This window comes from Actinotalea caeni (assembly GCF_009733795.1).
GTDB lineage: Bacteria > Actinomycetota > Actinomycetes > Actinomycetales > Beutenbergiaceae > Pseudactinotalea > Pseudactinotalea caeni.
In genome coordinates this window covers 74,988-88,679 of record NZ_WNXX01000013.1, presented here as the reverse complement: position 1 = coordinate 88,679, position 13,692 = coordinate 74,988, and the positions used below count along the sequence as shown (strand labels likewise).

Sequence of the window (13,692 nt, the reverse complement as noted above, 5' to 3'; positions counted from 1 at the left end):
CCTCACCATCTCCGACGGGCCCGCTCGACGGCGTCGGTCCCTAGGTTGGGTGGTCCGCAGCCGAGGAGGTCCGATGACCATGCCGCCCCAGGGCGACCACCAGCCGCAGCACGCCGAGCACGCGTACGGCGGGCCCACGGCGCCACCCGCCGGGGCGCCGGCGCCCGGCGCGCCGGCCCCGCAGCCCTACTCCACCGCCCCCTCTCCCGGGTCACCGACGTACGTCGGCGCCTCGCCCTCGCGGCGGTCGTCGTCGCGCACGCTGGGCTGGGTGGGCGTCGCGGTGCTCTACGCGCTGGTGCTGTGGCAGCTGGCCGTGCCGACCGTGCGGACCCTGCTCATGAGCATGCGGGAGAGCAGCTTCGACGGGTCGGGTGCGCCGGTCGGGCTGACGCACTGGGAGGCGGTCGCGCCGCAGGCCGTGCCCGGCGCTCTCATGATGATGGCGGCGGTGCTGCCGGCGACCGTCGTCGCCGCCGCGCTGGGTCTCGTCATCGCCGGCGGGATGACGGCGCAGCACCGCCTCGCGGTGCCTGTCCGGGTCGTCGTCGGCGTGCTCGGCGCGCTGTTCGTGCCGATCGGCACCGCTGCCCTTCGCTACGTAGACGCCGGCTACGAGCTCTCGCTGACCGGGTTGAGCACGACGTTCACGCTCGCCGCGCTGCCGCTGCTCACCGCGCTGTTCGCGACGGCGTTCGCACCCGTGCTGTCGGCGCCTGCCCCGGTACGGGGGGTCGCGGTGGTGCTCGTGGTGGGCCTCGCCGGCGCGCTCGCGCTGGGCCCGCAGCTGTTCGAGCTCGTCTACCTGACCGCGACGTCGGAGGGCACGCTGCCGCCGATGCTGCTCGTCCAGATGCTCGGCTTCGCGCGGATGGACGTCGGCCCGGCGGCCGCGGTGGCCTCGATGATGCTGCTGGGGGCGGGGCTGCTCGGCGTCGTCGCGATGCTGGCGCTGCTGCTGACCCGGACCCGGCTGGCGCCCGCGGTCGAGCCGCCCGCCGCGCCGCCGCGCTCGGGGCCTGCCGGCCTGGTCGTGGCGGCGATCGTCCTGGTGCTGGGGCTGCTCCTGGTCGGTCCCTTCCTGCTGGCCGGTCTGACGGACGTCGGTGCCGTCGCGCCGGACATCCGGCCGACCGAGCTCGCGGTGCGGACCTGGCTGCCCGCCGCGCTGGGCACGCTCCTGCAGGTCGGGGTCGCGGTCCTCGGCGGGGCCGCCATCGGGCTGTGCCGACCCGCGGGCAGCCGCAGCCTGTGGCTGCTGCTGCCGCTCGCGCCCTGGCTGTTCGTCGGGCCGGGTCCGCTGGTGCTCGTCGACTTCGTGGACGCCAGCGAGGCCGGGCTCCTCGGCACCTGGTGGGGGACCGTGCCGCGACCGGTCGTCGTGGTCGCGGCCGTCGTCGTGCTGGCGCTGCTGCTCGACCGTGTCGCGCAGCAGCCGGGCCCGCGTGCGCGGGCCCAGGTGGCGACGGCGACCGCCGGGATCGGCGCGTTGCTGCTGCTCGTGCAGGGGCAGAGCCTGCTGCCGGGGCTCATCACAGGCATGGGCGCGGAGCCGGGTGCGCCGGTGACCGTGCTGCTGCGCCTCGGCCAGTACGGCCTGCGGATCGGCGAGGTCGAGCCGCTGCTCGGTCTGCTGCTGCCGATACCGGTGTTCCTGCTGGTCGCGGCGCTCGGCGTGCTCGCCCAGCTGGGGACCCGTGGCCTCGCCGTCACGACCGGCGACGCCGTCGCAGCGGCCCCGGCGGCCGTCACCCCTTACCCCGGTCAGGACCCCTTACCCCTGAGGTAAGGGGTGCCCTACCCAGACGTGCGTGGAATTCCCATGGCGGCGCCCGGCCCCTCACCGCGAGAGTAGAGGCACTCACACGGAAGGGAGAGGGAGATGGGACCGTACCCCGAGTTCTATCTGGCCGAGCACGAGTACCGCCGCGAGCTGCTGCGGGACGCCCGGCGCGCGAAGGCTGCGCGCAAGGCGCTCCGACTGCGCGCGATCCTGGCGGAGCGACGTGCCGAGCGCGAGGCGCTCGTCCGCGCGGCATGACGCGCGGAGCACGGTGCAGGGGCGTCCGCCCGTGCACAGGCCATGACCCGACGGCCCGGTGGTCAGCAGACCACCGGGCCGTTGCCGTTCCCGGGGGCGATCCACGATGAGCACCGCAGACCTGACCGACGTGGTCGTGTCGGGGTGGCGTGAGACCATGCCGGACGTGGCGACGCTTGCCCCGACCATCCCGCTGATCGGCCGTGCGGCGGAGCTGGAGACGCTCCGTGCGGCGTGGCGGCGTGCGACGGCGTCCGAGCCGGGCGAGGCCGCCGCGGTCGTGGTCGCGGGCGACGCGGGCATCGGCAAGACCCGCCTGGTCAGCGAGCTCGCGCGCGAGGTGCGCGAGGAGGGTGGGCGCGTGCTCGTCGGCCACTGCCTCGGGCTGGGCCAGGCCGCGCCCCCGTACCTGCCGGTCCTCGAGATCCTCACCCAGGCGCGCGAGGTGTCCGCCTCGGCCGCCGAGGTCGCCGCCGAGCTCGGCGAGGCCGACCTCGCCGGCGACCAGGTCCGGTTCTTCGACGGCGTCCAGGGCGTGCTCCGCCGCGCTGCCGCCGACGCCCCCGTCCTCGTGGTCGTCGAGGACCTGCACTGGAGCGACCCCTCGACCCGCGACCTCCTCCTCTTCCTGCTGTCGCGGCTCGGCACCGGTCGCCTGCTGCTGCTCCTCACCTACCGCACCGACGACCTCAACCGCGCCCACCCGCTGCGGCCGTGGCTCGCCTCGGTCGCGCGCATGCCAGGCGTCGAGCGGCTCGAGGTCGAGCCGTTCCGCCGCAGCGACGCGATGGCGTTCGTCCGCGCCCTGCTCGGCGACGGCGACACCGACGAGGAGCTCGTCCGCGACGTCGCCGCCCGGTCGGAGGGCAACGCGTTCTTCGCCGAGGAGCTCACCAGCGCCGTCGACAACGGCCGTGCCGAGCTCAGCGACGTGCTCGCGTCGGTGCTGCTCGACCGGATCGAGCGGCTCTCGCCCCAGGCCCAGCGCGTCGTGCGCGCCGCGGCGATCGTCGGTCAGCGCGACCTGTGGGCCTCCTCCCTCGAGCGGCTCGCGGCCAGCGACGTCGTCGGGCTCGACGCCGCCACGGTCGAGTCGGCCCTGCGCGAGCTCGTGCAGTCCCACGTGCTCGTCGTGACCGACGACGGCGGCTTCGCGTTCCGGCACGCCCTGCTCCGCGAGGCGGTGCTCGGCGATCTGCTGCCCGGCGAGGCGTCCCGGCTGCACGCGGCGTACGTGCCGGTGCTCAAGGAGGAGCAGCCGCAGGGCTGGCTCGCCGCGATGTCGTTCCACGCGCTGCGCGCCGGCCAGCCCGCCACCGCGCTGCGCGCCCACCTCGACGCCGCCGCGGAGGCCAGCGCCGCCGCGGCGCACGGTGACGCGCTCGACCACCTCGAGAACGCCCTGCAGCTGTGGAGCGGCGTCCCCGACCCCGAGGTGGTGGCGGGCGCCGACGAGCTCGCGGTGACGCTGCGCGCCTGCGACGAGGCGATCGCGTCCGGGCGCACCGACCGCGCGCTCAGCTACGCCCGCGCGTGCGTGGCGATGGCCGACGACGTCGGCAGCGTCGAGCAGCGCGCCGGCGCCCGGCGGCGGCTGGCGAAGCTCTCCTACAGCAACGGCGACTGGCGCGAGGCCGAGCGGCTGATCGCGCAGGCCTGGTCGCTGCTCGAGGACCAGCCCGCCACGCCCGAGCGGGCGTGGGTGCTCTCGACGATGTCCTTCGGCGACGCCACCCAGGACCGGCGCAAGCTCGCCGAGCAGGCGATCGCGGAGGCGCGCGCGGTCGGTGCGCCGGGCCCGGAGGCCGACGCCCTCATCTCGCTCGCGTTCCTGCTGCAGCACGACGGCGACGTCGACGGCGCGATGGCCCGCCTGGAGGAGGCCCGCGACAAGGCCGCCGCCAGCGGTGCCGACGACACCGAGCTGCGCGCCTACTTCAACATGGCGATGCTGTGGTACGACCACGGCGACCTCGCCGCCGCGCACGCCCATGCGCTCGCCGGCAACCGCGTCGCGGAGCGGCACGGCCGGTCGTGGGCGGGCTACGGGCGTGAGCTGCGGTGGCTGCTCGACATCATCGAGGTCGGGCTGGGTCGGTTCACCGACGTCGTCGAGCGCACCACCGCCGCGCTCGGCGCGGCACCCCACACCTCGCGCAGCGACCTCTACGCGGCCCGCGCGCTCGCCTCCTGCTGGTTGGGCGACTGGCAGCGGGTCGACGAGGACGTCGCGGCGATCGCCCCGCTGGAGACGGTGGCGCAGCAGATCATCCCCGGCGGTGTCGTCGCCCCGATCGCCGGCCACGCGATCGCCGCGTCGTGGCTGTGGCGCGGGCAGTACGAGGACGTCGACCGCGCGCTCACGCAGGCGATGGAGGACCCGCCGTACCCGGACGACCTCGCTCAGATCAGGGTGGGCGCGATGCTGCTCGCGGCGCGCGCCGAGCTGGCCCGACGGTCCGGCGGCGACCCCGAGGTGCTCGCGGGCATCGCCGCGATGCTCGACCGGGTCGAGGAGGTGTACCGGATCGGCGTCCCGCGCGGCAAGGAGGCCGGTCCGGAGGCGAAGCTGTGGCTCGCCCGTGCCCGCGCCGAGGCGGCCCGCGCCACGCGTGACGACCCGGACCTGTGGCGCGCCGTCGTCGACGCGGCCGGGTTCGGCGAGCGCCCGCACCAGGCGGTCGCACGCTGGCGGCTGGGGGAGGCGCTGCTCGTGCAGGGCGACGAGAGCGGCGCCGACGAGCTCCTCCGCGCCCACAAGGAGGCGCGCGAGATGTCGATCGCGCCGCTCCAGGCCGCTGTCGAGGCGACCGCGCGCAGGTTCCGCGTCCGGGTGGCGGGCGTGGTGCCGTCGGGCGGTGACGTGCTGACGCCGCGCGAGCGGTCGGTCCTGGAGCTCGTCGCACGCGGCATGACGAACCGCGCGGTCGGGGCCGAGCTGTTCATCTCCGAGAAGACGGTGAGCGTGCACCTCACCCGGGTGATGGCCAAGCTCGGTGCCACCAGCAGGACGGAGGCGGTGGCGATCGCGATGTCGCGCGGGCTCATCTGACCGCGGCCCCGTCCGCCGCGACCGCGGGCCGCCGCTCGCTACAGTGACGGCGATGACCGGCGGCGGGGGCGACGAGCAGGGCGCGCAGCCCGTCGTCGGGGACGCCACGACCGCGGTCGCGCCGCCCGGTGCCGTCGAGCGCGACGCGCCGCAGGCGCGGCGCCCGGACCCCTTCGGGCTGCGCGAGACCCTCGACCTGGTGCGCCGCACCGGCGCCGTGCTGCGCGAGCACTGGCTGCCGCTGCTGGCGATCGCCGTCGTCAGCGTCGTGGCGCACGAGCTGCTGGCCCGGCTGGCGGTCGTCGCCGGGCGCGCCGGCGCTGTGCCCGGGTTCCTCGCGCTCGCGCTGGTGCCGCTCAGCGCCGTCGTCGCGCTCGTCGGGATGTTGCTGGTGCTGCGCACGCGCGAGGCTCGCCGCTCCGACCTGTGGGGCGTCGTCGCTGCGGTCGGCAGCGTCCTGGTGCCGTTCCTCGTCGTCTACGAGAGCCGCGGCGACCTGCGCGCCGACCTCGTCGCCTACAGCCGCGCGGGCGTGCTCGAGGACATCGCCGCCGACGTCGAGTCGCAGCGGCTGCCGCAGATCGGCTCGTTCCTGGTGCTCTCGATCGTGCTCGCGGCGCTGCTGGTGCGGTCGGTGGGAGGCCGGCTCGTGCACCGGCGGTGGTCGGACCCCGACGACCCCCGGCGCGGTGCGCTGCAGGTCCTCGTCGGCTACGCCGAGGCGGTCTGGGTGCTCCTCGGCGCCTGGGTGGTGACCGCCGCCCTGGGCAACGTCGAGGCGTGGTGGTCGACACGCGTGATCGCGCAGCGGATCTTCGCCGCGTGGGCCGACGTCTCCGACCACCTCCCGTCCCTCGGAGCGGTCGGCGACTGGGTCACGGTGGCACTGCCGTTCGTCACCGACGCCGCGGTCACCGGGCTGGTGGTGCCGCTGTCGATCCTGACGATCGCCGTCATCGTCTACGGCATCCAGGTCGCCGACGCCGTCCCTCACGAGACCGTGCTGCGCGCCGTGCACCGCGGCCGCTGGCGCTCGCTGACCGGACGGGTCGGCGACGCCCCGCTGCTGGCGGCGTGGGACCGGCTGGCGGACCCCGGCTCCCGGTTCGGCGCGCTGGCGGGCGGTGCCGGGCTGGTGCTGCGGTCGGCCTTCGCGCCCGTGCTCGCGTACTGCGTGCTCGTCACGCTCGTCGCCCAGCTCGACGTGCTCGTGTGGTGGTTGGCGCGCGCCGTCCTGGGGTACCGCTCGGAGCTGGTCTGGGTGGCCTGGTACCGGCCGCTCACCGACCTCTCCGAGATGCTCACGACCGTGCTGACGGTGGCGCTGACCGCGGTGTTCGCCGACCGGCTGCTCACCCGGCTCGGGGCCGTCGGGCAGCTGCGCACGGCTGCGCGGCGGCGCCGTCAGGGCAGCGGCAGCTCGACGAACGACGCGGGCGGGAAGTCCCGGGAGTCGACCCGCACCGAGACCGGCACGGCGTCGTCGGGCACGAGCACGAGCGTCGCCTGGGTCGACGGCACCGGGTCGTCCTCCGGGTCGGACGTCCCGCACATGAGCTCCGACACGTAGTCGTCGCCGAGCCCGGGCACCTCGCGACCGGCGAGGAACAACCTGCCCTGCTCGTCGAGCACCTCGACCTCGCAGCTGCGGTACGCCTCGGTCTCCTCCGACGTCACCTCGAACGTCAGCTCCAGGTAGCTGAACCCCGCCGGCGGTGCCGTCCCGGGCCCGGTGCGGACGTCCGCCTCGGCGCCGACGAGCCGCAGCCGCACGGGCGCGACCTCCACCCAGCCGTCGTCGTCGGGCGTGATCGCCACGTGCTCGCCGAGCGCCCACCAGCCGTCGCGGGCATCCTCGGTCGCGAACCAGCCCCACGCGCCGAGACCGAGCACGAGCGCGACGGCCGCGACCACCGTCGTCACCCGCGACCGCTCGGGCGCGAGCGCGCCGTCGTCGGCCGGGCCGGCAGCGCGCACGAGGGCGGGCGACGGCTCCGCCGTCGCCTCGTCCCGGGCGACCTGGGCGCGGTCGTCGTACGGGTCCGGTGCCTGCCCGCTCATCGCTCGCGCCTCGGCAGCAGGGAGCCGCGCTCGACGACCAGCGGCTCGGCGGTGGTGGTGACGGTCAGCGGCACGCGCGCGACCGTGCCCGGCAGGATCGGGCGGGGGCGCTCGCCCCGCACCACGAGGCTCAACGACTCCAGCGCGTCCTCCGGGACCTCGAACAGCAGCGTGCCCCTGAACCAGATGTCGGGCCCGGCCAGCCACGGGGCACCCGTGGACCCGAAGCCGCCCGGGTGCGTGAACTCGCGGCCGTCACGGTCGACCAGCACGACCTCCTCCGGCGTCGACCACTCGTCGGTGGTCGCGTAGGAGAGGTCGACGACGACGTACCACCCTGCGCTCGGCACCGGCTCGTCGTCGGCCAGCGCCTGGGCCGCGGTCGCGCCGTGCACGTGCACCTGAAAGGTGCCGCCGACGACGTCCTCCCCCTCGACGCCGTGCACGGTCGTGTGCCAGCCGCTCGCCAGGTAGCGGTCGTCGACGACGTTGGCCAGCCCGCCGACGCCCAGCGCCGCGACCGCCATCGTCGCCACGGCCCATCGTGCACGCGTCACAGGTCCTCCTCGTCCTCGAGGATGATCTCCGGCGGCTCGACGAGCGGCAGCGCCACCTCGTAGGCGTCCTCGGTGGCTCGCCACGTGTAGTAGCCGGCCTCGATGCTCCACTCCCGGTAGATGGTGCGCGTCATCGACAACGTGAGCTCCGGCGGCGGGTCGGCGAGCACGGCCGTGCGCCACAGCAGCGCGACCTCGTAGCGCAGCCCGGGCTGGACCTCGCCGAGGTTCGTGCCGGTGTCGAGCCGGATCGCCTCCTGCGCGCTCGCCAGGTCGGACGCGACGACCCCGTCGGGCAGCCGGAAGGTCTCGTCGTTGAACGTCAGGTAGATCGGCTCGTCGCCCTGGTTGGTCAGCTCGACGACGACACCCACCCACTGCTCGCCGTCCTCGAGGCCGTAGGCGTCGACCCGGTCGGACACGAAGTAGCCGTGCGGCACGACCAGGTAGGCGCCGGTGTCGGTGGGCACGCCGGCCTCGACCGTGCGCGTCGTCGGCTCGCCGGGCCGGAACCCGCCCAGCGCCGCGACCACGACCGGCAGCAGCAGCAGGAGAGCGAGCGCGACCCGCCTAGGCCAGGTCGCGAGCATCGCCACGACGGCCGTCCTCGCCGTGATCGCCCCTGCCTCGGTCACCGGGTCAGCGTAACCAGCCGGGCGTCAGTCCCCGGTGAGCCGCGCGTCGGCGGGCAGCGGCAGCGCCTCGACCTCGGGGTCGGCGACCAGGGCGGCGACCAGCTCGGCGCTGCCGCCGACGACCGTCGAGTCCCAGTCGACCTCGCTGACGAGCACCCACGCGCGGTCGCGCGGCCACACCAGGCTGGGGGAGAGCGCGGCCGGCGGGAAGCCGTGCGTCTCGGCCTCGCGGTCACGCCACGGCGCGCGCAGCACCCAGTCCGGCGACGTCAGCTCCGCGACACCGGCGGCGAACAGCACGTGACCGCGGTGCGGCAGCTCCAGCCGCGGCCCGCGCGAGACCTCGTCGGGCAGGATGCCCGGCTGCCAGCGGTCCCTGGCCCACGGGCTGCGGAAGCGCTCGGGCACGAGGTTCGACAGCAGCCGCCGGTGCCGGACGTCGTCGCCGGCCTGCAGGAACGCGCGCGACGGCGTCGGTCCGGTGTGGCCGAGCAGCCCGCCCCACCCCTCCCAGACGGCGAGGTGGCCGTCGTCGGGCGTCGACGTGTGCTCGACGAGCCGCCGCGCGAGCGCGGCGAGCGTCGGCGCCTCCAGCTCCCCGAGCGGGGGTTCCTGGTAGCGCCAGCCGTCGGCGTCGCGCGGGCCGTCCTCCCCCGGGACGACGACGCCCGGGGCCACGAGGTCCTGCCACGCGGAGGTCGGGTGCAGCCGGGTGCCGAACGCGGCGGCGACGTCGGCCCACCCGACGCGCTCCTCCTCGATCCGCGGGTCGGAGGCCTCGAACGCCTCCCACGCGGCCCGGTGCGTCGCGTAGGGCAGCGGCGGCCAGGGACGCCCGACTGGGCGGTCCCGGCTCGCCGGGTGCAGCACGCGCGCGTAGGCGGCGAAGCCGCGCGGCACGACGTCGTGGACGGTCCCGGACCAGGGGTCGTCGAGCCGGTCGGCGAGCCAGGCGCCCGCGGCGACGTCCGCCGTCCACTCCATGCCGGCGACGCTACCGGCTCAGGCGGGCGTCTCCAGCGCGTCGACCATCGCCTGGTTCACCTGCGTCGCGACCCAGCCGACGACCGCGAGGCACAGCACCGCCGCCCCGACGAACACCGGGACCAGCCCGACGGTCTCGCCGACGACGCCGCCGAGCAGCGCGCCGACGGGCATCAGCCCGTAGGCGAGCGTGCGGCCGGCGCCGCCCACGCGACCCAGCAGCCGGGACGGGACGAGGCGCTGACGGATCGTCTGGGAGACGACGTTGCCGACGGTGTTCGTGAACCCGAGCACGAAGAACGCGGCGACGATCGCCGCGGGCGTGGGGCTGAGGACCGGTACGAGCAGCATCGCCGAGTTGATGGCCCACGAGACGTACATGAGCGGGACCTCGCGCAGCCGGCCGGCGAGCCGCTCGGTGAGCAGCGAGCCGAGCAGCGCCCCGACGGGCAGCGAGGTCGCCAGCAGCGGGTAGTGCTCGGGCTGCAGCCCGACCGCCGAGCCCGGTCCCACGACGAACAGCACGAAGACGGCGAAGTAGCCGGTGTTCGCGAGGTTCATGACCCCGCCCGCGACCAGGTTGGGGCGCAGCACGGGGTGGCGCCAGAGGTGACGGAGGCCGTCGACGAGGTCGGCCCGCACCGACTCGGGTGCGGAGCGCTCGACGGCGAAGGAGCGCCGCAGACCGAGCCCGACGAGCAGGACGAACCCGATGCACAGCGCGGCCGGCACGCCGACCACCCAGCCGGCGCCGACGACGAGCAGCGCGCCGCCGATCGGCGCACCGAGGAAGGCGTTGCCCACCTGCTGCGCGGCGAGCACGCGCCCGTTGGCCGCGGACCGCCGCTCGACCGGGACGAGCGCCGGCACCATCGCCGAGGCCGCGAGGTCGACGAACACCTCGGTGACGCCGTAGCAGAGGGCGAAGCCCACGAGCAGCCAGATCGAGAGGTGACCGCCGACGGCGAGCACGGTGAGCGCCACCAGCAGCAGCCTGCGGACGCCCATGGCGACGAGCTGCACGTGTCGGCGGTCGACACGGTCGACGAGGACGCCGGCCAGCAGCCCGAGCACGAGCCACGGCAGCCAGATCGCCACCTGCAGCATCGAGATCTCGACGGGGGAGCGGGTCAGCGTGACGGCGAGCAGCGGGACACCGGCGGCCATGATGCCGTCGGCGAGGTTGGCGAGGCCGGCGCCGGTCAGGTGGACGGCGAACGGGCGACCGAGCGGCGTGCGCGGCTCGGCGGTGGTGTCAGGTGCGGTGGCGGCCATGACGGCTCCTTCTCGGATACGCTGAGGTAGAGAAAGTTCTGCAAAGACAACTCTGCAAAGGTATCTCTGCAACATGGCCGACCGCAAGACCCCGTCCGAGCACCGCGCGCGCCCGATCGGGCCCGAGGCGATGAAGGCGTTCGCGCACCCGCTGCGGATGGCGATGTACGACCTGCTCTCGCAGCGCGGCAGCGCGACCGCGACGACCCTCGCCGCCGAGCTGGGGGAGTCCACCGGCCAGACCAGCTACCACCTGCGCCAGCTGGAGCGGCACGGCTTCGTCGTCGAGGACGAGGGGCGCGGCACGGCCCGCGAACGGTGGTGGAAGGCCGTGGGCTACAGCCTCGAGGGGGTGGAGCTCGCGAAGAACCCCGCGACGTCGGCGCAGGTGGAGCTGCTGCTGCGGACCCAGGTCGAGCAGCACGCGCGCGACAAGGTCCGGTGGCTGCAGGCGTCGCGGGAGGAGCCGCAGGAGTGGGTGAAGGCGTCGCTCAACGACACCACGACCGCGTGGATGACCGCCGAGGAGCTCCTCGCGCTGCAGGAGGACCTCGTCGCCGTCCTGCACGAGCACCACACCCGCGCCAAGGAACGCGGCGAGCGCGAGGGTGTGCGCCGGGTGCGGATCTATCTCGACATCCTCCCGCTGCCGCACGTCGACGACGACGCGTCGTGATGACGCAGGGCGGGTCCGCGCCGTCCGGGCCCGGTGGACAGCGCTGGGCCCGCTGCCCCGGCTCGCCGACGGTCTGTCCCTCGTGACCAGCGTCGTCGAGCGTGTGCTGCCGGAGCGGCTGGGTCGCCCGTTCCGGTGGCTGGCGTCGTCGTCATGGGTGAGCAACCTGGGCGACGGCATCGTCATGGCCGCCGGCCCGCTGCTCGTCGCGTCGTTGACCGACGACGCGCGGCTCGTCGCGCTGGCCGCCACGTTGCAGTGGCTGCCGCCGCTGCTGTTCTCGCTCCTCGCCGGGGTCGTCTCGGACCGGGTGAGCCGCTGGCACGTCATGCTCGCCGGCAACCTCGTCCGCGTCGTCGTGCTCGTCGTCCTCGCGACCGCGATCCTCACCGGCGCGGTGTCGATCGTCGTCGTGCTCGCGGTGCTGTTCCTGCTCGGCTGCGCCGAGGTGTTCGTCGACAACACCTCGGCCACGCTGGTGCCGATGCTCGTCCGGCGGCAGGACCTCGCCGTCGCCAACTCCCGCGTGATGGCGGGCTTCGTCACGCTCAACCAGCTCGCCGGGCCACCGATCGGCGCCGCGCTGTTCGCGGCCGCGCACGTCGTCCCCTACGCGACGCAGATCGTGCTGCTGCTCGGCGCGCTGGCGCTGCTCGCCAAGGTGCGGCTGCCTCCCGTCGAGCGGCCCGCCGAGCGGCGGCACGTGCGCCACGACCTCGCCGAGGGGCTGCGCTGGGCGGCCCGGCACCCCGCGGTGCGGACGCTGGTGCTGACGATCTTCATCTTCAACATCACGTTCGGGGCCGCCTGGTCGGTGCTGGTCCTCTACGCCCAGCGGCAGCTCGGGCTCGACGAGATCGGATTCGGTCTCATCACGACGATGAACGCCGTCGGCGGGCTGCTGGGCACCGCCTGCTACGGCTGGCTGACGACCAAGGTCACGCTCGGCAACCTCATGCGGATCGGCCTGATCATCGAGACGCTCACGCACGCTGCGCTGGCCCTCACGCACACGCCGTGGGTCGCGATGGTGATCTTCGTCGTGTTCGGCGCCCACGCGTTCGTGTGGGGCACGACGTCGGTCACGATCCGGCACCGGGCCGTACCTCCCGAGCTGCAGGGCCGTGTCACCGGCGTGAACTCGCTCGGTGTCTTCGGCGGGCTGGTCGTGGGGTCGGCGCTGGGCGGTGCGCTCGCGGAGCGCTACGACGTCGCGACCCCGTTCTGGTTCGCCGCCGTCGGCTCGGCGGTGTTCGTCGTCGTGATCTGGCGGCAGCTGCGCCACATCGCCCACGACGACGACCCGCTGCCCGCCGAGAGCTAGCGGGGGCCGTTCAGCCCGGCGAGCAGGTCTCGGCGACGGCGAGCTCGTGCTGGGAGGTCAGCGTCCGCTCGACGTCGTCGCCGCCGTGGTAGGTCAGCACCAGCGTCATCGTGGTCGGCTCGGTCGCGGTGACGCCGACGCCGACCGTCACCGACGCGCCCGCGGCGAGCTCGTAGCCGGCGGCGTCCTGGCGGGCGGCGTGCGGGTCGGCGGGCGGGAACTCGCCCACGCCGACGCCGGCCGGTCCGCCCTCGAACGGCAGCACCCAGGCGTCGAGCACCTCCGGCTCCGCGTCCGCCGGCGTCGTCTCCAGCGTCAGCGCGTCGAGGACGATCGCGTCGGCGGCGGTGAGCACCGTGCTGAACGTCAGCGGCGCACCCAGCGCCTCGGCCACGCACGCGCTGGCGGGCGCTCCGGGCATGCCGACGAGCGTGCCGAACACCGGCGGCTCCGGCGCGCCGGTCGCCGACGGCGTCTCGTCGGCCTCGCTCGAGGCATCCTCGGTGGCCGTGCCGGTCGACTCCTCGCTCGGCTGCGCCGAGGTGGGCTGCTCGACCTCCGGTGACGGGTCGGTGCAGCCGGCGGCGAGCAGGGCAGCGGTGGCGAGGACGAGGCCGAGACGGAGGTGGCGCACCCGGCCATTCTGGTGGGGTGCGCCAGGCGTGTCCGCGCGGCACGCGGCGTGCGGGTGATCACACCTGGTGCGGCCGGCCCCGTCCCCGCCGCGCGATCGACCGTCGCGGCGGGGTGGGCCTGGCCCGGGTCCGGCACCGACGCGCACCCCCTGGTCGCCCGTGCGGTTCGGGATGGCAGGGCCGTCACGGCCGCGGACGGCGCGCGCTCCTCCCGGTGCCGGACCCGATACCCGCCCTGTGTCGCAGGGCGTCGCCGTGTTGCACGCGGGTGCGCCCCTGCGGCCGGCCGGGCGACCGAGGAGTGGACGGCCGGGCGCGGAGGTGAGGGACGCCGTCGGGCGGGCGCTATCCTCGCGGACGAACACCATCCAGAGCAGCCGAGAGATCTGGCTCGACGACGCTGCAGCAACCACCTGCGAGGGCACGGTGCTAACGCCAGGACCGATGGAGGA

General features: G+C 75.0%; 11 protein-coding genes and 1 riboswitch. Of the genes, 6 read left to right on the top strand and 5 right to left on the bottom strand.

Features of this window, described 5'->3' with window-relative positions; all coding sequences use genetic code 11:
* The first annotated feature begins 73 nt into the window (after positions 1-73).
* The 4 genes from GPA02_RS12505 (at position 74) to GPA02_RS12490 (ending at position 6,663) form a co-directional block, all read left to right on the top strand.
* The gene (locus GPA02_RS12505) at positions 74-1,789 is read left to right on the top strand and encodes a hypothetical protein (RefSeq protein WP_156200404.1); all 1,716 of its coding nucleotides are present in this window, start codon (positions 74-76) and stop codon (positions 1,787-1,789) included.
* A gap of 93 nt (positions 1,790-1,882) precedes the next feature.
* Positions 1,883-2,041, top strand: a complete 159-nt coding sequence (locus tag GPA02_RS12500; RefSeq protein ID WP_156200403.1) for a hypothetical protein — start codon at positions 1,883-1,885, stop codon at positions 2,039-2,041.
* A 106-nt stretch (positions 2,042-2,147) separates the two neighbouring features.
* Positions 2,148-5,093 (top strand): helix-turn-helix transcriptional regulator, encoded by a 2,946-nt coding sequence (locus GPA02_RS12495; RefSeq protein ID WP_156200402.1) that lies wholly within the window; start codon positions 2,148-2,150, stop codon positions 5,091-5,093.
* Positions 5,094-5,145: 52 nt separating this feature from the next.
* On the top strand, positions 5,146-6,663 hold the full coding sequence (locus tag GPA02_RS12490; RefSeq protein ID WP_156200401.1) for a hypothetical protein: 1,518 nt from the start codon (positions 5,146-5,148) through the stop codon (positions 6,661-6,663).
* Positions 6,664-7,150: 487 nt separating this feature from the next.
* Here the strand turns inward: GPA02_RS12490 and GPA02_RS12485 are convergent, their stop codons facing one another.
* The 4 genes from GPA02_RS12485 to GPA02_RS12470 are packed head-to-tail and all read right to left on the bottom strand — an operon-like array spanning position 7,151 to position 10,605.
* Positions 7,151-7,711, bottom strand: a complete 561-nt coding sequence (locus GPA02_RS12485) for a hypothetical protein (protein ID WP_156200400.1) — start codon at positions 7,709-7,711, stop codon at positions 7,151-7,153.
* Positions 7,708-8,346 carry a hypothetical protein gene (locus tag GPA02_RS12480; protein WP_156200399.1) on the bottom strand — a complete coding sequence of 213 codons (639 nt, stop codon included), beginning with the start codon at positions 8,344-8,346 and terminating at the stop codon, positions 7,708-7,710. Before GPA02_RS12480 ends, GPA02_RS12485 begins: the two co-directional genes overlap by 4 nt.
* A 24-nt stretch (positions 8,347-8,370) precedes the next feature.
* Positions 8,371-9,330, bottom strand: coding sequence for a hypothetical protein (locus GPA02_RS12475; RefSeq protein WP_156200398.1), 960 nt, complete (start codon positions 9,328-9,330; stop codon positions 8,371-8,373).
* Between the two features lie 18 nt (positions 9,331-9,348).
* Entirely contained in the window at positions 9,349-10,605 is a 1,257-nt protein-coding gene (locus tag GPA02_RS12470) for an MFS transporter (protein ID WP_162457773.1), read from the bottom strand.
* A 73-nt stretch (positions 10,606-10,678) separates the two neighbouring features.
* Here GPA02_RS12470 and GPA02_RS12465 point away from each other — a divergent pair, with 73 nt between their 5' ends.
* The gene (locus GPA02_RS12465; protein WP_156200396.1) at positions 10,679-11,281 is read left to right on the top strand and encodes a winged helix-turn-helix domain-containing protein; all 603 of its coding nucleotides are present in this window, start codon (positions 10,679-10,681) and stop codon (positions 11,279-11,281) included.
* 82 nt (positions 11,282-11,363) lie between these two features.
* The gene (locus tag GPA02_RS12460) at positions 11,364-12,605 is read left to right on the top strand and encodes an MFS transporter (protein ID WP_156200395.1); all 1,242 of its coding nucleotides are present in this window, start codon (positions 11,364-11,366) and stop codon (positions 12,603-12,605) included.
* 10 nt (positions 12,606-12,615) lie between these two features.
* Here the strand turns inward: GPA02_RS12460 and GPA02_RS12455 are convergent, their stop codons facing one another.
* A complete protein-coding gene (locus GPA02_RS12455) occupies positions 12,616-13,239 on the bottom strand; it encodes a hypothetical protein (RefSeq protein ID WP_156200394.1) in 624 nt (207 codons plus the stop codon).
* A 362-nt stretch (positions 13,240-13,601) separates the two neighbouring features.
* Positions 13,602-13,691: riboswitch (SAM riboswitch) on the top strand.
* Position 13,692: the final 1 nt, after the last annotated feature.

Coding starts and splice junctions, on each gene's coding strand:
- GPA02_RS12505 (WP_156200404.1), top strand. CDS start 74: ATGACCATGCCGCCCCAGGGCGACCACCAGCCGCAGCACGCCGAGCAC.
- GPA02_RS12500 (WP_156200403.1), top strand. CDS start 1,883: ATGGGACCGTACCCCGAGTTCTATCTGGCCGAGCACGAGTACCGCCGC.
- GPA02_RS12495 (WP_156200402.1), top strand. CDS start 2,148: ATGAGCACCGCAGACCTGACCGACGTGGTCGTGTCGGGGTGGCGTGAG.
- GPA02_RS12490 (WP_156200401.1), top strand. CDS start 5,146: ATGACCGGCGGCGGGGGCGACGAGCAGGGCGCGCAGCCCGTCGTCGGG.
- GPA02_RS12475 (WP_156200398.1), bottom strand. CDS start 9,330: ATGGAGTGGACGGCGGACGTCGCCGCGGGCGCCTGGCTCGCCGACCGG.
- GPA02_RS12470 (WP_162457773.1), bottom strand. CDS start 10,605: ATGGCCGCCACCGCACCTGACACCACCGCCGAGCCGCGCACGCCGCTC.
- GPA02_RS12465 (WP_156200396.1), top strand. CDS start 10,679: ATGGCCGACCGCAAGACCCCGTCCGAGCACCGCGCGCGCCCGATCGGG.